At 45.1% G+C, this 19,843-nt stretch carries 17 protein-coding genes and 1 pseudogene; 12 read left to right on the plus strand and 6 right to left on the minus strand.

The genetic code is table 11. The features are described from left to right. Together FGT79_RS01595 and FGT79_RS01600 are read left to right on the plus strand one after the other, a co-directional pair. Positions 1 to 874, plus strand: a pseudogene (locus tag FGT79_RS01595) (collagen-like protein); the annotation flags it as partial. Between the two features lie 32 nt (positions 875 to 906). Beyond that, entirely contained in the window at positions 907 to 1,521 is a 615-nt protein-coding gene (locus tag FGT79_RS01600; RefSeq protein ID WP_138751037.1) for an S-Ena type endospore appendage, read from the plus strand. A 32-nt stretch (positions 1,522 to 1,553) separates the two neighbouring features. Here FGT79_RS01600 and FGT79_RS32465 read toward each other — a convergent pair whose 3' ends face one another. Continuing rightward, the gene (locus tag FGT79_RS32465) at positions 1,554 to 1,910 is read right to left on the minus strand and encodes a DUF3992 domain-containing protein (protein WP_138751038.1); all 357 of its coding nucleotides are present in this window, start codon (positions 1,908 to 1,910) and stop codon (positions 1,554 to 1,556) included. A 319-nt stretch (positions 1,911 to 2,229) separates the two neighbouring features. Between FGT79_RS32465 and FGT79_RS01610 the strand changes: the two genes are divergently transcribed. Further along, positions 2,230 to 2,511, plus strand: coding sequence for a hypothetical protein (locus FGT79_RS01610; RefSeq protein WP_138751039.1), 282 nt, complete (start codon positions 2,230 to 2,232; stop codon positions 2,509 to 2,511). A gap of 95 nt (positions 2,512 to 2,606) precedes the next feature. After that, positions 2,607 to 5,732: an ATP-binding protein gene (locus tag FGT79_RS01615; RefSeq protein WP_246096090.1), complete on the plus strand. Its 3,126-nt coding sequence runs from the start codon at positions 2,607 to 2,609 to the stop codon at positions 5,730 to 5,732. Positions 5,733 to 5,860: 128 nt separating this feature from the next. Here FGT79_RS01615 and FGT79_RS01620 read toward each other — a convergent pair whose 3' ends face one another. The 3 genes from FGT79_RS01620 to FGT79_RS01630 all read right to left on the minus strand — a co-directional run bounded on the left by FGT79_RS01620 (position 5,861) and on the right by FGT79_RS01630 (position 8,665). Then, positions 5,861 to 7,780, minus strand: coding sequence for a glycosyl hydrolase family 18 protein (locus tag FGT79_RS01620; RefSeq protein WP_138751040.1), 1,920 nt, complete (start codon positions 7,778 to 7,780; stop codon positions 5,861 to 5,863). Between the two features lie 181 nt (positions 7,781 to 7,961). After that, positions 7,962 to 8,243 (minus strand): YxcD family protein, encoded by a 282-nt coding sequence (locus tag FGT79_RS01625; RefSeq protein WP_138751041.1) that lies wholly within the window; start codon positions 8,241 to 8,243, stop codon positions 7,962 to 7,964. Positions 8,244 to 8,245: 2 nt separating this feature from the next. Next, positions 8,246 to 8,665: a hypothetical protein gene (locus tag FGT79_RS01630; protein ID WP_138751042.1), complete on the minus strand. Its 420-nt coding sequence runs from the start codon at positions 8,663 to 8,665 to the stop codon at positions 8,246 to 8,248. A 174-nt stretch (positions 8,666 to 8,839) separates the two neighbouring features. Between FGT79_RS01630 and FGT79_RS01635 the strand changes: the two genes are divergently transcribed. Next, on the plus strand, positions 8,840 to 9,385 hold the full coding sequence (locus tag FGT79_RS01635) for a DUF309 domain-containing protein (protein ID WP_138751043.1): 546 nt from the start codon (positions 8,840 to 8,842) through the stop codon (positions 9,383 to 9,385). A gap of 118 nt (positions 9,386 to 9,503) precedes the next feature. Here the strand turns inward: FGT79_RS01635 and FGT79_RS01640 are convergent, their stop codons facing one another. Both FGT79_RS01640 and FGT79_RS01645 read right to left on the minus strand, forming a co-directional pair. Continuing rightward, positions 9,504 to 10,070, minus strand: a complete 567-nt coding sequence (locus tag FGT79_RS01640; protein ID WP_138751044.1) for a beta-class carbonic anhydrase — start codon at positions 10,068 to 10,070, stop codon at positions 9,504 to 9,506. Beyond that, positions 10,067 to 10,399 carry an iron-sulfur cluster biosynthesis family protein gene (locus FGT79_RS01645; protein ID WP_138751045.1) on the minus strand — a complete coding sequence of 111 codons (333 nt, stop codon included), beginning with the start codon at positions 10,397 to 10,399 and terminating at the stop codon, positions 10,067 to 10,069. The genes FGT79_RS01640 and FGT79_RS01645 overlap by 4 nt, the downstream gene beginning before the upstream one ends. A gap of 151 nt (positions 10,400 to 10,550) precedes the next feature. Here FGT79_RS01645 and FGT79_RS01650 point away from each other — a divergent pair, with 151 nt between their 5' ends. From FGT79_RS01650 to FGT79_RS01680, 7 genes are all read left to right on the plus strand, one after another. Beyond that, positions 10,551 to 12,065 carry a carboxypeptidase M32 gene (locus tag FGT79_RS01650; protein WP_138751046.1) on the plus strand — a complete coding sequence of 505 codons (1,515 nt, stop codon included), beginning with the start codon at positions 10,551 to 10,553 and terminating at the stop codon, positions 12,063 to 12,065. 154 nt (positions 12,066 to 12,219) lie between these two features. Beyond that, positions 12,220 to 13,230 (plus strand): ABC transporter substrate-binding protein, encoded by a 1,011-nt coding sequence (locus FGT79_RS01655; RefSeq protein ID WP_138751047.1) that lies wholly within the window; start codon positions 12,220 to 12,222, stop codon positions 13,228 to 13,230. A gap of 126 nt (positions 13,231 to 13,356) precedes the next feature. After that, a complete protein-coding gene (locus FGT79_RS01660; protein ID WP_138751048.1) occupies positions 13,357 to 14,154 on the plus strand; it encodes an ABC transporter ATP-binding protein in 798 nt (265 codons plus the stop codon). Between the two features lie 106 nt (positions 14,155 to 14,260). Beyond that, positions 14,261 to 15,034 carry an ABC transporter permease gene (locus tag FGT79_RS01665; protein ID WP_246096294.1) on the plus strand — a complete coding sequence of 258 codons (774 nt, stop codon included), beginning with the start codon at positions 14,261 to 14,263 and terminating at the stop codon, positions 15,032 to 15,034. Between the two features lie 40 nt (positions 15,035 to 15,074). After that, a complete protein-coding gene (locus tag FGT79_RS01670) occupies positions 15,075 to 16,043 on the plus strand; it encodes an aromatic acid exporter family protein (RefSeq protein ID WP_138751050.1) in 969 nt (322 codons plus the stop codon). Positions 16,044 to 17,072: 1,029 nt separating this feature from the next. Next, positions 17,073 to 17,636, plus strand: a complete 564-nt coding sequence (locus FGT79_RS01675) for an outer spore coat protein CotE (RefSeq protein WP_138751051.1) — start codon at positions 17,073 to 17,075, stop codon at positions 17,634 to 17,636. Between the two features lie 137 nt (positions 17,637 to 17,773). Further along, entirely contained in the window at positions 17,774 to 19,189 is a 1,416-nt protein-coding gene (locus tag FGT79_RS01680; protein ID WP_138751052.1) for a putative amidoligase domain-containing protein, read from the plus strand. Positions 19,190 to 19,843: the final 654 nt, after the last annotated feature.

A 19,843-nucleotide genomic window follows, 5' to 3' on the forward strand; every position in this document is an offset into this window, starting at 1 on the left:
AGGAAGTACAGGAAGTACAGGAAGTACAGGAAGTACAGGAAGTACAGGAAGTACAGGAAGTACAGGAAGTACAGGAAGTACAGGAATTACGGGAATAACAGGAGCCATTGGTGCAACAGGAGTCACAGGTGCTACTGGTGAAACAGGAGCAATAGGAATAACAGGTAGTACTGGTCCTACAGGAGTAACAGGAGTTACTGGCGTAACGGGCGTGACTGGTGGAACAGGAGTAACAGGAGTTACAGGTCCTACAGGAGCCACAGGAGCAACAGGAATTACGGGAGCTACGGGTTCTACGGGAATAACAGGAGTCACAGGAACAACAGGTGATACGGGAGCAACAGGATTAACAGGAAGTACAGGAGCAACTGGAGCCACTGGTCCTAACTTTGCTGCACAAGGATTTTCTGCATTTTTATCTACGCTAACCATTTCGACCAGCTCGCAGCTTACCAACTGGTCAGTGGCTGCACCGTATTTTGGAAATGCAAACTTTAACGCGGTCACTGGAAATTATACGATTCCAGCGACTGGGAGGTACTCTATACTTGCAACCATTAACTATACGACGACAGCTGCAATTAGTGCTGTCCTTGGAGCAGGAGTTAATCCTTTCTTTGTGGTTCAGCGGACCTCACCTACTGTAACGAACTTAGTAAGTGGGCTTCTTCCGATTCTGAACGTAAACATTGCTTTGCTCCTAACATTAAGAGCCGTGTTAGGTAATAGCGTGGTAACTCTCGCAGGTGAAGTTACACTTACATCAGGTGATGTAATTGGACTTTTCTATAATGCAAATGGATTGACGGTTTCACTTAATATTGGAGCTGGTGCAACGAATGGAATTGTTTGGTCCGTCCATGAACTAACTTAGGTACCGGATGAAGGAGCAGGGGGTGGAGAAGGTTGAAAAAGAACAAAAGGTTAAAGAAAAGAGTATTATTCTCATCAACAATTGTGCTAAAGACGAGTTCCTTAAGCAATCGACGACGAAAAAGGAATATGAGATGGATCAAGAGTAGAGGACGTTTCTCAAAGCGATTGCGCCTCAAAAAATGCAAACCGATTTTCCCGTGTCCTCCAAAACGATGTCGCAAAAAAAGACCAGAGTCCCTCAATTGTTGTTCAAGATTAGCTGATTTGTTGACAGCTGCAAGCAAGCTCATCCTCGAAAAAGAATGCTGTGGCAACCTTCTTATTCAAGGTAACCAAGCAGAACATGAAATATGGGCGACTGACATGGAGGCGAAAAAGAATGTAGTACAGATCTCAATAACCACGTCGTCGTCGAGCACTGATATGCTTTATGTAAAAATAATTGGTAAAAAGAAGCATCAAATGAAAGTGACTGCTGGAAATACTTCTACGTTTGTGGGTCATGATGTACAATCGGTTATCGTATGTGTCCAAGGTAATGAGCAAACGTATATAGATGGGAAATATGCGATTTCAGCCAGCTTTTATCCTCGCCCTACCACTTGCTGCAGTCATAATAATAAGCAGGGTGATTCATTAACTTAACAATGAATCACCCTGCTTCATGTTTTCACCTTTTACAGACTGTAACGCACCGTTATACAAAACTCACCATGCGCAGCTGACGTTGTTGTAATAGATATCACATTAAATCTGAAAATAGTGAAGGATGCACTTCCTTTTGCAGGTATAAGCAAAGTATGAAATGCTGTTGTATCTCCAGTCCTAAAGAAATCTACAGATACTGTTCCTACAGCAGAGTCAACCTTGACGTATCCAGTACCGGTTATGGTAGAGGAAATGTTATCGGTATAAATCGCTTGGGAACCTGCGGTTGTGAATTGCCAATTCGTACAAACCTTATCTTGCACCATGACTTTTTCAGAAAAACAGCTGTTCGATTGGCCGCATTTATGCATAGAAACTCCTCTCATATAACGGATCAAACCTCTTTATTATTATTATTATTAGATGCTTATAATGGTTTGTTTGCTTGGACAGCAGCTATATCTATTTTGGGCTCATTAGATAATACAGATCACAACACCACCATAGATCCTTTTAATTTGATGATCAGTTCAATGTGTAGACTAGATAATTGTTCTTTCATTAAAAGCTTGGAAGAATGTGGGGGTCTGCTATAATTAATGAAAGAAGTAATCATGTAATGATAAGAGCTGTGCTAGGGAGATTGGATGAATGAACTATAGGATTAGAAGAGTGGAAGAACGGGATATTCCTTTTTTATGAGAAATGTTATACGTATCTTTGTACGTTCCAGAAGGTCAGGAGCCCTTCAGCAGAGACGTACTCAATGAACCGATGATAGCCAAATATGTGGACAGCTGGGGAAGAGAAGGGGATATAGGTTTTATTGCACTTAATAAGCAGAATGAGCCGATAGGCTCCGTGACGCTTCGTTATTTTGACGAAAGCAATCAAGGATTGGGTATGTGGATAATGATGTGCCTGAGCTTGGCATGGCAATCATCAATGCTTATAGAGGAAAAGGTTTCAATGGTAGCAGAGCTTTAATGACTGACGAAGGACATTAAACATCATTTAGTCAGATTAAGGATAGAGGCGAGCGTGCTTCTACCTCTAAAATACAAGTTACGGACGAGGGACTCATGACCAATACCAAAAACAAAATTAAAGGTAGTCATATTTGTTATTTATTGTTATTTATCGGTTTGTTGGTCGCGGTGCGTTGGATGTGGCATGATTATCTGTCGATAGCCAATCCTCCTACTGTAAAGCAAGGTGTACTTGATTTGAGAGAAGTGGAACTGGAGCAAATAGGTTCCTTACCTATGGATGGGGATTGGCTGTTCTTTCCAGGGCAATGGGCAGGGAGATCTAATGTTTCAGAGGCTGTATTAGGGCGCGAGCTGCATGTGCCCGGAAATTGGAATACCGGAATTGATTCTCAAGAAGACAGGGCTTATGGTTACGGAACTTATTACGTACGTATTCTTCTGGATCGTCCTCTAACAAAGCCGTTAAGCATTTGGTTTCAATCGATATATACCGCTGCTGAGGTGGAGATTAATGGGAAGTTGCTTGCCCAGTCCGGCGCAATTGATGATGAGAGAGAGAAGCATGTATCGAAAACAGAAGCTTTTGTTGTAACCTACATGCCAAATGGACAAAGCGAGTTAGAAATATTCGTGCGCGTGAGCAATTACGAATCACCTTTAAAAGGCGGAATTGTTCGTTCCGTTCAATTTGGTTTGCAGGAGGAAGTTAATAAAAAGCATTTATTTTCTATCGGATTCCAAATAATTACTTGCGTAATCTTATTGCTTCACGCTTTGTATGCCTTAATCATTTACTTGATGAATATAAGAAAAAAAGGGTTTATCGTCTTCTTCCTCGTCATGATGCTAGCAACAATAACGATTGCTGTTTATCATGATGGGCTATTATTTATGCTGATTGATACTGAGTTTGAATGGATGGTCAAGCTGAAGGCTCTCTCCTATATGTGGTTCTCCTATTTTCTACTGCTCATGGGAAGAGGACTTGTGGGAAGTCCACGGAAAGGCGTGTTCTTCTATACCTACTTCTATGTGCTAATTTCCTATTCGCTCTTTATTAGTGATGGTCCACTAGAGCAAGTACTCTATTCAATCGAAAAAGACTTGTACATGATTTTGTATTACATTCCTTTATTTTGGACCGCTTATTATTTTATGAGAATGGTGTTTAATAGAGAAGAAGGAGCCTTATTTCTAGTATTTTCGGTCGTTTGCGTCATTAACAATATTCTTTGGGGAAGTGTCTATTACGCAGGAACGACGCAATTCATGTATTATCCAGTGGAAATGATTGCTGCAATTACAAGCTTCTCCGCTCACTGGTTTAAAAGATATTTTCATCATTCCAATGAAAATGTGCTGCTTAATGTTCAACTTACCGAAGCTAACCGAATGAAGGATCGTTTTATAGCGAACACATCGCATGAACTGCGAACTCCACTGCATGGTATTATGAATATCGCTCAAAGTGTGCTGAGGAAAGAAAAGAACGTGCTTAACGAACAGAGTCAACGTGATATGGAACTGCTCGTTATGGTTAGTCGGCGAATGTCGCTGATGCTGAATGATTTACTTGATGTCGTGCGATTGCAGGATAAGCGAGTTACTCTTCAAAAGACGTCGGTGCAAGTGCAGTCCCTAGGTACTGGTGTCTTGGACATGCTTCGGTTTCTAACCGAGAATAAGCAAGTAGAGCTACGAATGTATATTGAGAAAGACCTGCCTAATGTTTATGCTGATGAAGGGCGATTGGTACAGATCCTCATGAACTTGGTACATAATGCGATCAAGTATACGCAAGAAGGCAGCATTGAGCTTGGAGCAATACAAGTTGAAGGTGAAATATTGATTTCTGTGCGGGATACAGGCGTTGGTATGGATGAGGCCATGCAGAAACGTGCATTTGAGCCATATGAGCAAGCTATTTTTGGCGGTGGAGGAATAGGACTCGGACTGAGTATTTGTAAGGAATTGGTGGAATTGCATCAAAGTAAGCTGATCATACAATCACAGCTGGGTAAAGGCAGCGAATTTAGCTTCAAGCTAGCTATGGTTGATAAAACAATAGAGTCGAATTTGACACAACCAATCATTTCTTCAGATTACGATAGTGATACGATTGCATCTGCTGCGATGAATTTTATTGCGGGAACAGGTGCTATGGTAGCTGTAGATCAGGAAAGAGGTGAATTCGATCACCTTGATATGCTGTCTACAAGTAATGAGCCAGTAAGAGTACTTGCAGTAGATGATGAACCTGTTAATCTGAAGGTGCTTCACCATATTTTATCTATGGAAAGTTACCAAATCGAAACGGCAGCATCCGCAAACGAAGCGCTAATTAAGTTGAATACTGACCAATTTGACCTAGTTATTGCTGATGTTATGATGCCAGGCACATCCGGCTACGAATTGACAAGGTTAATACGCGAGAGGTTTACACTTTATGAGCTGCCAGTCATTCTATTGACAGCGCGAAGTGAGCCGGAAGATATCTATGCGGGCTTCCTAGCGGGAGCCAATGATTATGTTACCAAGCCTGTAGATGCACTAGAGTTAAAATACCGAGCATGGTCACTATCATCCCTGAAGCATGCGGTCAATGATCGATTGCGAATGGAAGCAGCCTATTTGCAGGCGCAAATTAATCCGCATTTTCTATTTAATACATTAAATTCAATATTTGCTTTGGGAGATATGGATACAGATAAGATGAGAGAGCTGGCTGACGCATTTACTTCTTATCTACGTATTAGCTTCAACTTCCTAGCAGCGGGTAAGCTTGTACCGCTATCACGTGAGCTTGAGCTGGTCAAAAATTATTTGTACATCGAGCAGCAACGCTTCGAGGAGCGATTGCTCGTTGAGTGGGAAATGAATGCAGATGCAGACATACTCATTCCTCCGCTTACCATTCAGCCACTTGTCGAGAATGCCGTTCGACATGGTTTACTCAGTCAATCGAAGGGTGGAACGCTTCGAATAAGGATTGAACAGGATATGGGGATCATTCACGTTTCAGTATCAGATGATGGAATAGGGATGGATGAGCTCCAGCTTAGCAAGATTTTAAGCCCGGTGGGTAAAGAGAAGAAGGGTATCGGATTGCTTAATACGCATAGCCGTTTGGTAAGATTGTACGGAGCTGGTTTGTCTATTAAGAGCAAGCCGGGTGAAGGAACAACGGTGTCATTTTCCGTTAATCGTATGAAGTAGAAGTGGCCTAGACAGGTAGAGATGAATAGTCAATTAAGAAAGATAAATAAGAAGACTGCTTGCTGTTGCAGGCAGTCTTCTTACTGTACTTTAGAGAATAAATAAACATCGACATGCAGGTCTTTTCGTTATTTGTTCCTGAGCATCATCGTCCATAAATCCGAGCTTTCATAGCCTAATCGCCAAGCCGCGACGCCAGCTAGATCATAAGCTTTGGCTATATCAATGCGGGCCTTTACAGTTGCTTCGGTCTCTGCCCAGAACAAATAGGTGTAGCCATCTTTTGTGTATTTGTAGTTCATTTGGCCAGACTCGGTGTCTATTGTACCCGTTGCTTTCGTATCGGCAATTAGCTTAGGCAGCTCCTTCATCACAACTGCACGGTTGCTGACCAGTTTATTTGTACTGTCAAGCTTCCATTCTCGCACATAAAATGGAATGCCCAGCATGAGCTTGCTGCGCGGAATGCCATAGCTTAGAAATTGTTTGACCCCTTCTTCAGCCCAACTGAGTCCCGCTACGGAGCCTGGAGTGGAGCTTCCGCTCCAGTGTTCGTCGTAAGCCATAATTATGATCATATCTACTACAGGCGCTAGTGCAGCATGATCATAAGCTGTTGCATGATTCCAGCTTAAACTGCCGCGTGGCAAATCAATAGACAGCTGCATGTTTTTGGCATGAATGGCTTTAGTTAACGCCGTGACGAAGCTTGTATAGGCAGCACGATCGCTGCCAGCTACTTCTTCAAAATCAAGGTTTAGTCCTGCTGCTCCAAGTTGTACTAGCTTTGCGGTTATAAGCTGGATAAACTTCTGCTGTGCAGTTGTACTGTTAAGGAAGGCTGTCGTCATTTTTTTGTCAAACTGGTTATGCACCAGAGGCATGACTTTTATTCCTTGTGCTTTCAACGCTGTGGCTGTCGCTGAATCGGATGTATCCGTTAATGTACCGTCAGCCGCAGCAAGCTCAAACCAAGTAGGAGAATCTATGGATAACCCCTGTGTGTTGGCAACATGATTCATGACGGTAGAACTGCTCGCACTGCCGTTCCAGCCCATGTAAATCAGCTTTTTTGTGTTACTCCACAATACCCTTCCTTCATTAGTCTGCACGGAACTATTCGAATAAACTTTGGCATAAGCGATAGCGCTGCTTCGAGAATTAAAGGATCTAAGCTTATTATTCCCTTGGTAAACGGATAGGTAGGGTACACCAGACCAATAGACATTTCCATTGTATACGACTTCAGCATTCGCTTTGCTTTTGGCGATTTGTACGGCACTATTTAAGTTAATTGCAGAATGAATCGTTATACCGTTCTGAACAACATGATACGCAGGCACGTTCGAGTGAATGATTTTGCCCGATTTCAGATTAATGATTTCACTTCCAGCAACCGTTGAAGAAGCAGCAATTGCATCGTAAAGAAAGGCATAGAGCGGCTTGTCGTCTGCCGGTATTCCATTAATCGTTAATTGATAGACAGCATCAGCTCCACGCTGCGTTTTAATCTGGTCTGCAGTAAGGTTGCTCCACACCCATTTGTTCGAATTTAAGTCGATAATATGAGCATTTCCCCACTTTTTCGCTTCCTGCTTAGCTTCTGCCAAGTCGGTAAAAGCCCAATTAGCATTCGTGTTATCGCCTTGAAATAATTGGAATGCAGCATAGGATTGATAGCTCCAGCCAATGTTTGTTAAATCCCGAATATGTACGTTTTTTAGCTTCTTGGCTGTCGAAAGTGCAAGGGCATAGCTGCTAAATTCCCATTTAGAATGGGTTTGACCATTCTGATAAACTTTATAACGCGGGAAATTATCCCATACCCACGCTCGGTCTGTAATGTTCTCTACATGACTGTAGCCAAACTTTGCAGCGTAAGTAATCGCCTGTTTTTCGGTTGCGAATTCTTTAAGTGCCTGATCATTCTGATACACGCGGTACTTTGTCATTTGCGAGGACGCTGCTTCCGCAACACTTGAAGTTGCAGAGATCAGAGCAATACATAATAGGAATAGCATAAACACCGTACAACATTTTTTTCTCATAAGCTAGAAACTCTCACTCCTCTCAGGTCAAGTGGTTAGACGCAGAAGAAGCAGGGAGGTTTCTCAAAAGCTTCAAATAGTTCTCTAGCAAATAGTGGTAGAGAAGCTAGACTGCTTGTCCGAAACAAAAAAACATCCGTCAGCTATTTATCTTAAGATAAATGAGCTTCAGGATGTTTTTCTAATCAATGACAATGTCTGCCCAAAATTCCTCATCAGCATCTAGAGTGATATTGGAGCGGAATGCACGAATCTGATATTGCTTATACATATATTGCTCGATGGCTTCGAGGATATTGGCTTCAATAATATACTGGCTGCGCCCGCTAACCCAAACCTCGGCCGTAAACCCGTATTCTTCTTCCCAAGAAAGCTGAACCTCAACATCAGTAGGTTTAACGCCTCTTCGATCAGCCATGTGAAGGCAAATGGCGTTTATAATTTCATCCGTATAGATGCGCACCGTTAGTAAGGTCTCCGTTGGTCTGGCGGGTTACGCTTGCTTTTCAAATAGACGAAAGCTACACGAATGAGCATGATCACCGCAAATATCGCAAGCAAGTTAATCATGAGACCAAGTATATTTCCGAATGCTCCCATACCAGCGAACAAGCTTCCGAACATCATGCCTGCCAAACCGCCAATCATTAAGCCCTTCATTAAGCTGCCGCCGCCAAAAAATCCTGGTTTGGTGGTTCCAGCAGTCGTACCTGCTTTTGTACCTGAATTAGTTTGACTTACATTTTCCGTTTTTTTAGGGTTTTGTGTGACGCTTTGTTTAGGTGATTTGATACCGCCGCCTCTTGGTTTGGCGTCCGCGTACTGTCCGAAGCCAAGTGTCAAGAATAATGTGAGTGCCAGCATGACCATAAATCCCTTTTTCATCTGTCTGTTCTCCTCCTGATTTCATAGATATATCGATTGATATAGAAATACAATACGGCTAAAATGAACGAAGGTTTCATTTCTTTCCTATAGGATTGGTTTTAATGTATGAAAGTATAAGTGACATATGCTAAAATTTTTAAAAAAGAGTGACATGTTGGAAGGGAGGTTCCTATGCTTTCATATCCCAAAGCATATGTCGATTATCTTGTCGAGTTCCATGCAACTCGAGATTTTTTTGAATGTCATGAGCTTCTTGAAGAGTATTGGAAGGAGCATCCAAGCGACCCTTTGGAGAGGACGTGGGTCGGTCTCATTCAGCTAGCTGTAGGCCTTTATCACGAACGGAGAGGCAACAGGAGAGGCGCCGATAAAATGCTCACACAAGCAGTGGAGAAGCTATCCGTTGCTCCGCTTGACAAGCTTGGATTGGATAAGGAATACTTGCAGAAGCAAATAAAGTCAAAGCTAAGCGACTTGAACAATGAGCAAAGGCAGCAATATACGGATTTGGATATGACAATTATAAGTGAGGAATTAATGGGACTATGCACAGCAGCTTGCATAGATCGCGGATTAACTTGGGGGATGCCCAGTCCAATGCAGGATGAGTCTATTATTCATCGCCATACGAACCGTGACAGGTCGGATGTCATATTGGCTAGGAAGCAAGCACATATAGCCAAGCGTAAACGAATGAAGCCGTCCTCTGGCGGCTAAGCTAACGTTTCGCGTAGAAATATAGTGAAAGTTGGCCATTTGATTTACTTTCCTATATTTAAAAAAAAGAGAGTGTAACGACAAGCATTAGCTGTCATTGCGCTCTCGTTTTGTTTGTTTAGACTTGTCGCTTGGCATCGTCAACCAGATCAAGCTCGCCAGTCTCTGAGTCAATAATTAATCCGTGAACAAGAATATTGGATGGAAGTAGCGGATGATTACGAATGATGCTTACACTGTTAATTACACTGTCACGAACATTATCAAAGCCAGTTAGCCAGCGCATCAGATTAAGGCCAGAATGCTTCAATGTTGTAATCGTTTCTGTCGATACGCCTCTTTCCTCCATGTGCTGAATGATAAGCTCAGGATTAAGTCCGGTCATCCCGCAATTATTATGTCCGATGACAAAAACCTCGTCCGCTTGAAGCTCATATAGCGCCACCAGAATACTACGCATAATGTTGCCGAAGGGCTGGGTGACGATGGCACCTGCGTTCTTGATAATTTTGGCATCGCCATTCCTGAGGTTCAGAGCTTTGGGCAGCATTTCGGTTAGTCTAGTATCCATGCAGGTAACGATGACCATCCGCTTATTCGGATATTTACTCGTGGCATATTTCTCATATTTGCGGCCATCGACGAATTGTTTGTTAAAGTCAAGAATATCATCGATATTACTCACGCAGCACTTCCTTTGGTTAGAAAGCGAAGATTCGTTGTGTAAATCTGACTATCGCTTCTTAGACTGAAGCTGTCCCGAGCAGCATCATAATCGACGCGCATCTGTGGCTCGTAATAAATCTCGTGACGAGGCTCATAATAGAAAGGCAGAGGATCACCTTGCGATAGCTTGTCATCAACTGTGGGTTCAGTAATGAGTTGAAGGGCGGGAACACCGCTGACTACACAGCCGCAGCCTTCCGTATCATGCAGCAGTTTGAGCTGGTTTTTTCCGTCTACTAAATAGGGAGACAACCGATCGAATGCTGATTTCGAGAAATGAATATGCATAATGGTTTCCTCACTTTCACTCTATTGCACTGTATGTCTAGCAGGTTTAAGATGATTATAAGGATTGAAATAAGCAAGATCAAGTGAAGTTCCCATGAAGAAATGAACTATAAGGAAGAATTAGTCTTAAAATTAGAAAGGCGGAATAAGGATGTCAATTAAATCAAACGAAGTTTTGCAAAGCTTCAAGGATACGATTCGCAAAATAAAAAGCTATGAAGAGGCGCTTGGCGTTCTTTATTGGGACTTGCGTACTGGCGCTCCGAGAAAGGGAATGGATAACCGTTCTGAAGTAATAGGAGCCTTATCGGCTGACCAGTTCAAGCTGGCTACTTCTCCCGAATTGGGGGAGCAGGTTGCTGCGTTGGAAGACGCTTCCGTATATGCTGGACTTACAGAAATCGAACAGCGCTTAGTATCTGAAACTCGCAAAGAGTATGATCGCAGCGTCAAAATACCGCCAAAGCTCTATCAAGAATATGTCGTTCTCGCCTCGCAATCCGAGTCAAAGTGGGAGGAAGCGAAAGAGAATAACGATTATGCAAGCTTTCAGCCCTATTTGGAGAAAGTAATCGGCTATACGAACCAGTTTATTGATCTGTGGGGACCTAAAGCGACGCGATATGATACGCTTCTCGACCAATATGAGCCTGGGATGACAGTAGCAGAGCTTGATCAGGTGTTTGGTGGATTACGCTCACAGCTCGTTCCGCTTGCAGCTGCAATTGCTAATTCTCCGCATCAGCCGGACACCTCTTTCCTGAATCAGAACTATGATAAGTCGGCGCAGAAGGCGTTCAGTCTATACATATTAGAGCAAATGGGTTACAACTTCGAAGCGGGTCGATTAGACGAGAGTGCGCATCCCTTTGCTACAGGGCTAAGTCCTGGTGATGTTCGGATTACGACACGCTATCTGGAGAACGATGTGACGAGTGCATTATTTGGCACCATCCATGAGGGTGGTCATGCGTTGTATGAACAGAACATCATGGAAGAGCTGATCGGCACAACGCTTTGTACCGGTACCTCGATGGGAATTCATGAATCACAATCTCGTTTCTGGGAAAACGTCATCGGCCGCAGCAGACCATTCTGGGATCGGTATTTCGGCGAGCTTCAAACAAGATTCCCTGGACAGCTTGACGTTAGTGTAGATCAGTTCTACCGAGGCAACAATGTCGTTAAGCCATCATTGATAAGGATTGAAGCGGATGAGCTTACATATAATCTGCATATCATCATTCGCTATGAGATGGAGAAGCTTATCTTTAACGGCGGAGCGAAAGCGGCGGATCTACCAGCCATCTGGAATGACAAATATAAGGAGTACTTGGGTATAACGCCGCCGAATGATGCAGAAGGTGTGCTGCAGGATGTGCATTGGTCAGGTGGAGCATTCGGCTATTTCCCATCATACTCTCTAGGTAATATGTATGCTGCACAAATCGCAGAGACGATGGAACGTGAACTGGATGGCTTCTGGACGAACGTCGGCAGTGGCCAACTACTGCCGATCAAAGAGTGGCTGTCGGAGCGTATCTACAAGTACGGGAAGCTGAGAACTCCTTCTGAGCTCATTCAGAGCGTGACAGGCAAGCCCTTGGACCCACAGCATTTGGTTACCTATTTGACCAACAAATATACGGATATTTATAAACTGTAGACTACAGCAGTATGTCTAATTGAGAAGAAGGCTGTCCCATCGCCCAGACGATGACGGACAGCCTTCTTTTTTGCGTGCATTCACCGCGAATCCATTTGTCGCATAGGCTGAAGTACATATATCAACCGAAAAACGGTGCAGGAGGGTACTTCAAATGAAAAGACGAATCATAATGTCACTGCTGTTATCAACTGTGCTCGTCGTAACAGCCGTATTGGCAGGCTGCGGTAATCAAAACTCCGATAAGACCAAAGTCCGAATCGGTGAAGTTACACGCTCGTTGTTCTATGCTCCGCAATATGTGGCGCTCGAGAAGGGGTATTTCGAAGAAGAGGGACTTGATGTTGAATTGACGACAACACCAGGCGGTGACAAAACGATGACAGCATTGCTCTCGAACGCCATCGATGTAGCGCTTGTCGGATCGGAAACCTCCATTTATGTGTATCAACAAGGAACGGATGATCCGATTATTAATTTTGCACAGCTGACGCAGACCGATGGCACTTTTCTTGTCGCAAGAGAAGCGGTGGATGTATTTGATTGGAACGCCTTGAAAGGCGCTGTATTCCTGGGGCAAAGAAAAGGTGGAATGCCACAGATGGCAGGCGAATTTGCGCTCAAAAAGCTGGGCATTGATCCGAAAACCGATTTAGAGCTGATCCAAAACGTAGATTTTGCCAATATTCCGGCTGCCTTCGCTTCTGGTACTGGTAATTACGTTCAACTGTTCGAGCCAACTGCTTCCATATTTGAAAAAGAAGGCAAGGGACATGTAGTTGCATCGTTCGGAGCTGAGAGCGGTCATCTTCCTTATACCGTATTTATGGCAAAGGAAAGCTATATAAACAAAAATGAAAAAACGGTGCAGTCGTTCACGAATGCTATACAAAAGGCTCAGCTCTGGGTTGCGAGCAACGATGCAGAAGCCATTACCGATGTTGTATTGCCCTATTTCGAAAATGTTGACCGGGACATTCTGATTAGTTCGATTGACCGTTACAAACAACAAGGCTCTTTCGCCACTGACCCGGTCATTGATGAAGCAGAATGGAACAATTTGCTTGATGTCATTACATCGGCTGGTGAGCTTGAGAAACGAACGGAGCACAGTGAGCTTGTGAACACCGATTTTGCAGAGAAATCGATCGAAGCAGTGAAATAATGATGATGAAGGTGAAACGGCTGTCGCCGTCCTTTGGCGGCGCGGCGCGTTTCATTCCGAGAAATATAGAGATGGGATGGCCATATCATATACTTTCCTATATTTGAACAAATGGGAGGCTTAGGCATGAATCAAAAACCTGTGCTTGAGCTGCAGCAGTTGACCCATGTGTATATCAATGATAAGGGAGCCTCGCTAGCCGTTGAAAATATCGATCTCAAGGTGGAGCGCGGGGAATTTATCAGTTTGGTTGGGCCTAGCGGCTGCGGCAAGACGACTGTGCTAAGCTTGCTAGCAGGCTTGTTTCTGCCAACTAAAGGTCGTGTTTTGCTGAATGGAGCAGCGGTCACAGGGCCTTCTCCAAAGCTAGGCTACATGCTGCAGCAGGATTATTTGTTCCCATGGCGCTCGATAAAAGAAAATGCCGCAATCGGGCTTGAGATAAGCGGTCGTAAGTCGAAGAAGGGTATGCAGCAAGTTGAATCGTTGCTCGATGAGCTTGGACTTCCAGATTCCGGCCAAAAATATCCACAGGAGCTCTCTGGAGGGATGCGCCAAAGAGTCGCCTTGGCAAGAACACTCGCAACTGAACCTGAGGTTTTGTTGCTGGATGAACCATTCTCAGCACTTGATCTTCATATTAAGCTGCAACTAGAGGATCTGGTGCATCAGACCTTGAAGCGGTTGGACAAAACAGCTGTTCTCGTTACTCATGATCTAGCAGAAGCGGCAGCGATGAGTGACCGTGTCATCGTTCTAGGCCGCAATCCAGGACATATTCGGAGTGAACTTGTGATCCCGCCGGACATTCGCACAGCTTCACCGATGGAGGCGCGCAAGCTTCCAGGCTTCCAAGCGTTATTCGATTATTTGTGGCAAGAACTGGAGAAGGACAATCGGGAAGGGGATTTGTCAGATGGATGAGCATCATAGCTCTGGAAATCCCAAAGGTATATCTACTGTAGTTAAACGCAGTGTTGATTCGAAGAATGAACGAAGCCTTTGGATTGCCGAGCTTCATACCCGCTTCATGAAGCAAAAACACAGAGTTACAGCTGCCGTACTGACCGTTCAGGCTATCTTGCTTGTGTTGTTTGCAGGCTTGTGGGAAGTAGCGGGTCGCACGAATTGGATTGATCCGCTGCTATTTAGCTACCCCTCCAAAATGCTTATGCAGCTGTGGAAGACGATGGCTGACGGAACGATATGGCCGCATGTCGGCGTGACCGTAACCGAGACGATCGTCGGTTTTGTACTCGGTACGCTGCTAGGTACTGTGATAGCTGCTATATTATGGTGGTTTCCATTTCTTTCTCGCGTTTTCGATCCTTATTTGGTCGTGTTGAATAGTATGCCTAAAGTCGCGCTTGGACCTATTTTTATTGTTGGGCTCGGTCCCGGCTTTCTATCAATCGTAGCGATTACCTTATCGGTTACCGTCATCATTACGACCTTGAATATTTATAATCGGTTTCGTGAGATTGATTCCGGTTATATAAAAGTAGTTAGGCTGTTTGGCGCTTCTCGCCTACAATTATTCAAGCTTGTCATTTTGCCTGCTTCGTTCCCGGTTATTATATCGACGCTAAAGGTGAATGTGGGCTTGGCGTGGATAGGAGTTATCGTGGGTGAGTTTCTAGTTGCTAAATTGGGACTAGGCTATTTGATCATCTACGGCTTTCAAGTATTTAACTTCACGTTGGTGCTCTCCAGCTTGATTGTTATTGCCGTTGTTGCTACTGTGATGTACCAATTGGTGGCAGCGCTTGAGAGAAGGTTGACGGAGGGCTGGAGAGAAAGGTAGGATGTAGGAATAAATCCTACTGTATTCGAGGTTATTCGCTATGGGCATTCGTATCATTAAAACAGCTTTAGCTGCAATCGCTGCTATATATACAGCTGTATATTTAGGCTTGGAGCCGCCGCTCGGCGCTGGAATTTTAGCTATTATCGGCGTCGAGGTAACGCGGATGAAAGGGCTGAAAAGTGCTTTTGTTCGATTCATAGCTTCTGTGCTGGGGCTTTTTTTCGCTTCCCTTGTTTTTTCGTTACTAGGGTTCCATATTTGGGCTGTGGCGATATTTATTCTAATTACATTCCCAGTCCTCTCACGTTTTCAATTGAAGGATGGTATTGTGACGAGCTCTGTCATCGTCTTCCATCTGTTTAATCATGCGGAAGTGACTACCTACATAATTGGTAACGAAATTATGCTGCTATTTGCTGGTCTTGGCTGGGCAACGGTTCTTAATATCATCTATATGCCTAAGGATGAGCATCGTCTCAGCTATTATCGCTCCACGATTGAAAATTGCTTCGGGGTCATGTTCCAAGAGATGGCGATCACGCTTCGCAATCCGGCACATGTGTGGAACGGCGGTGAAATTCTGGAGGCGTTCACTGCGATCGAAGAAGGTGCAAATAGCTCCGTCCGCAACCGTGAAAACAGGCTGTGGGGACAGGAGCATTATTGGTCAAGTTATTTCGAGATGAGAAGACAGCAGCTTGAGACGGTGCAGCAGATGCTCGTTGAGCTTGCGTTCGTATATCAGAAGTTCCCACAGGCAGTCATGATTGCCGATTTACTTGACCATCTATCAAGTGACGTGAAATCTGACGTCTACGAAGGCAATGTAGAGGAGCGTCTGCGTGAGCTATCTCAGTTATTTCAGGAGATGGAGCTTCCTAAGACACGCGAGGAATTCGAAATCCGCGCATCATTGCTTATGCTGCTTCGTGAGCTGGAACGGTATTTAGGCATTGCCAAGCGGCTGAAGAAAAGAAAAGTGATGCTGTCTGAGATGAAGTCGTAGGACATGCTTATGCATTGTTAACGGAGTAATGAGATAGATTTTGAATCGAGCAATGAACGGGATAAGAACTGATTTCACCGTTGAATGTTGAACCGTATTTAGAATTGAATAATGAAGTTTTGAACCAGCTGCTTCTGCAGTTGGTTCTTTTGTTTTTAAAGGAATTTAAATGGGGGTAGGCAGGAATGGACAAAATAGGCTCAAATTTCACACTTTAATTCTGATAAGGGCGAATCTTTGAGAGTCAGTTGGTTTTTTAACGGACAGATTGGGAAGTTACACAATGATTAAATGATGAGTTGAATTTTGATGGACACCACAGCTCATTAGAAGAGGGAATAGCGATAAATGGATGGCTTTTTCGGCTATAAGCGTCTCTTATGTCCGTTAAATAACAAACTTGTCGTTTTATTGCGTTTAAGCTGAGCTCATGTCCGTTAGAAATATTACTACGAGCGAGATCGTGCTGTTTTCGTAAGGCGAGTTTGCGCAGAGATCTGTTTATTGAATGATAATTGAAAGTGGATACAGAAGAGTGGTTAGATTAATGTTGTTCTAGCGCAGTCGGGATAACGAGAAATGGAAATATGTAGATATGAAAAACATAAGACATGAAAAACATAAGACATGGTGATCTGGTGATATGGCTATGTGGAAAACTCGAGTAATAAAATGATGGTAGGTTAAGAGTAAAGATATATAAATTCATATGGTGGAATCAACATGTGTCCAATTGGAGACTCTCCGTTGACCATATTAATGGATGGACTTTTAGATAACGTGAGGACATAGGAGGGATTGCGAGTGTTGAATGTGAAAGCGGTTAATTTGCGAAAGAAATATGGTGGCGCTATTATGACTGCGAATCATTTAGTTTTATGTCTCATATAGATGTAAGGAGACGCAGCGAATGAATGTTAATATCCCAGTGCTAAAGAACATAAACATTTATATGGGAGCACTTAATCAACATTTGCCTATGTCCTGCATACACTTTAAATGAATGATTGTATGGAGGAGGTTAAATCAATGACTATTGCAGATAAGCAGCTCCAGTACAGAGAAATAATTACGAAGGCTGTCTGCGGCAAAGGTCGTAAGTTTTCCACTGTAACCCATACCGTAACGCCGCCTCATAATCCGACCAGTATTCTCGGAGCATGGATAATCAACCATCAATATGAAGCGGTTCGTTCGGGCGACGGCATTGAGGTAATTGGTACTTACGATATCAACATCTGGTATTCGTACAGCAAAAACTCGCAAACAGACGTTGCAAAGGAATCCGTGCATTACGTCGAGCATGTCAATCTATCCTATGTAGATCCTAAGCACCGCCCATCTACGGTGGAAGTGTCAGCTGATGTAATTCAGGAGCCGAACTGTATCGAAGCGAATATTTCTTCGAATGGCTCCAGTGTCGTGATTCGCGTAGAGCGTGAGTTTTCGGTGGAGTTAGTCGCCGAGACTAAAGTTTGTGTAGCGGTTCTGCCAGGCGGTTGCGGCGACCTGGACGGCAAGGATTTGGAATTCAGCCTCGGCAATAATGATTATGAGGATTTGGATCCTGATTTGCTGGACGATGAGCTGTAAGCAAGCCGGGAAGCTTTGCTGTTAAGGTATCATATGCTGCGTAAGCAGCAGATTCGAGGGCGAAAGCCCTCTTTTTTTTGGAAATATTCCGTACTCCTTAAGCTAAGTCCAATTGACACTTGAAGGCGGGAAAAGGAATGGCTTCGACGTGGTTATGGCGAGGCAGCTACGACCGACTTGAGCTTGTGAGGACAAACGAAAAGAAGCAGCATCTCTCAGGCGAACGAAATGGCCAGCCGCTGGATTCACAGCCATGGTCAGCCGTGAGGAGCGGTGATGCCGTTCTAGCGTGGACGGATTCTCGTTCCATTGATTGCAGACGTTTTCCATCTGCATGGGTACTGAATGTGAAAGGCGCTCATGCTTCAAGTTATTCAAGAGCGGAGAAGGAACGGATATGGCAGCGAGCGGGTTTATGCGGCGGCCCTGAGGAACAGAACGTACGATTATTCCGCGTAAGCATCGTTCATCTGGAGCCTGTGGAGCTGCAGCGGCTTGATTCTGCGGGCAGAGCCATGCAAGGCAAGCCGCTCCTCCCAGGCATTGCGGGCAGCTGGCCGGATGATCCAGCGCTGCGCAGAGTGGTGCGCACCGCGGCAGCGGCGCTATATGCGCTCGGGCTCGATATCGGCGAGGCCGAGGTCACACTTAGCGGGGACGGGCGAACAGCCGTCCGCGATGCTTGGCCGAGGCTGAGGAATACGAGGCTGGAGGCAGCGGCTCTGCGGCGATTCGCTGCGTGGTATGACGCAGCGGGAACGGGGACTGCGGATCGGCATCTCCTTATTGGCGCCGATCCGGAGTTTGTACTGGTGACGCCGGAAGGGAAGATTGCTTCGGCGTCACGTTTTTTTGGGCCTGGCGTCGGCGGCGCAGCAGGGGCCGACGCCTTGCTCGTAGGGCGACGGCTGCTATATCCCGTCGCCGAGCTGCGGCCCGAGCCGGCCGATAACCCGGCCGCGCTCGCCGCGAATGTGCGGCGCCTGCTGCTTCGCGCCGCCGATCGCATCAGCGACCCCCGCTTGCGCTGGGCCGCTGGAGCAATGCCCGTGCCAGGGCTGGCGCTCGGCGGGCACATTCATCTTAGCGGAGCGCCGCTGACCAGCCGCTTGCTCCGCTTGCTTGACAGCTACGCGGCATTCCCGCTCGCGCTGGTTGAGGACCCCGCTGGGCGGGCTCGCCGTCCCCGTTATGGAACGCTCGGGGACTTCCGTCATCAGCCGCATGGCGGGTTCGAATATCGAACGCTGCCGAGCTGGCTCGTGTCGCCGGCAGCGGCCAAAGCAGCCTTCGCGCTTGCCCTCCTCTGCGCGCGCGAAGAGCAAACCCTTTCCTACATACCTGCGCTCGATGAGCGGTATGTAGAAGCCTATTACAGCGGCGACCGCGTCACGCTGGCCGGCTGCCTAGATGGGGTGGCCAGCCAGCTGTCGGCCACCGGCAGCTACGCCGCGCTTGCCCCCTTCATCGAGCCGCTGCTCGAAGCGGCTAGGCGCGGCGCAACATGGGATGAGCGTACTGACCTGCGCGTCAAATGGCGTATCCCGCTGTAAGCAGATTTTTCCATCCCAATGTGCCGTCATCCACCTTGAGATTAGCTTCAAGTCTTCCAACTTGAAAGTAGCATCACGAAAGGCGCAGACACTCCAGCGTTGCCATTATCATTACGAACAGCAGTGGGATGTTTTTCCCTTATATTAAATGACACGTAAGGCAGTTACATTATCTACTAAGCAATATCTTTAAATTTCTGGAAATGAAACATACCGATCCTCCAAAGGTTGCTGTCGGGTGTTTCTTTTAACTTAAGGGGAAATGATGCAATGCTGAAAACGATGGCTATATGCGCAAATATGCTCTTACAGCAGCCAAGTAACCAAAATTAGAGTGCTGTAAGCACAAATATGCGCTTATGGAGTCGGATAGTGGTAAGAGTGAGCGCGAACAGAAGCTGTAAGCGTAAATATGTTCATGTTTAGGAAATGATGCGAAGCTTAAAAAGATGGATAAGTCCTCCGAAATAAAAGAAAGGAAATCGGTTTACTAATCCTTTCTCTATACGTTTCGCTGAAATGATGGCGTCTACAAAATGGACGCCATAAGCCGTTCGAGCTTAGCGAAACAGTCTGCTTCGCTTAAACATGTCTGTCTTATTCTCTTCGCTTATGGCGCACATCTGTTCCGCTTGTTATAATGAATATCTAATG

Origin of the sequence: Paenibacillus sinopodophylli, assembly GCF_005930355.1 — a bacterium.
In the GTDB taxonomy this organism is placed as follows: domain Bacteria; phylum Bacillota; class Bacilli; order Paenibacillales; family Paenibacillaceae; genus Pristimantibacillus; species Pristimantibacillus sinopodophylli.

Excerpts from the sequence above, each read along its gene's own strand:
- FGT79_RS01615 (WP_246096090.1), top strand. The coding sequence starts at position 2,607 with ATGACCAATACCAAAAACAAAATTAAAGGTAGTCATATTTGTTATTTA.
- FGT79_RS01620 (WP_138751040.1), bottom strand. The coding sequence starts at position 7,780 with ATGAGAAAAAAATGTTGTACGGTGTTTATGCTATTCCTATTATGTATT.
- FGT79_RS32465 (WP_138751038.1), bottom strand. The coding sequence starts at position 1,910 with ATGAGAGGAGTTTCTATGCATAAATGCGGCCAATCGAACAGCTGTTTT.
- FGT79_RS01655 (WP_138751047.1), top strand. The coding sequence starts at position 12,220 with ATGAAAAGACGAATCATAATGTCACTGCTGTTATCAACTGTGCTCGTC.
- FGT79_RS01650 (WP_138751046.1), top strand. The coding sequence starts at position 10,551 with ATGTCAATTAAATCAAACGAAGTTTTGCAAAGCTTCAAGGATACGATT.
- FGT79_RS01645 (WP_138751045.1), bottom strand. The coding sequence starts at position 10,399 with ATGCATATTCATTTCTCGAAATCAGCATTCGATCGGTTGTCTCCCTAT.
- FGT79_RS01630 (WP_138751042.1), bottom strand. The coding sequence starts at position 8,665 with ATGAAAAAGGGATTTATGGTCATGCTGGCACTCACATTATTCTTGACA.
- FGT79_RS01610 (WP_138751039.1), top strand. The coding sequence starts at position 2,230 with ATGTTATACGTATCTTTGTACGTTCCAGAAGGTCAGGAGCCCTTCAGC.
- FGT79_RS01680 (WP_138751052.1), top strand. The coding sequence starts at position 17,774 with ATGGCTTCGACGTGGTTATGGCGAGGCAGCTACGACCGACTTGAGCTT.
- FGT79_RS01675 (WP_138751051.1), top strand. The coding sequence starts at position 17,073 with ATGACTATTGCAGATAAGCAGCTCCAGTACAGAGAAATAATTACGAAG.
- FGT79_RS01660 (WP_138751048.1), top strand. The coding sequence starts at position 13,357 with ATGAATCAAAAACCTGTGCTTGAGCTGCAGCAGTTGACCCATGTGTAT.
- FGT79_RS01670 (WP_138751050.1), top strand. The coding sequence starts at position 15,075 with ATGGGCATTCGTATCATTAAAACAGCTTTAGCTGCAATCGCTGCTATA.
- FGT79_RS01665 (WP_246096294.1), top strand. The coding sequence starts at position 14,261 with ATGAAGCAAAAACACAGAGTTACAGCTGCCGTACTGACCGTTCAGGCT.
- FGT79_RS01635 (WP_138751043.1), top strand. The coding sequence starts at position 8,840 with ATGCTTTCATATCCCAAAGCATATGTCGATTATCTTGTCGAGTTCCAT.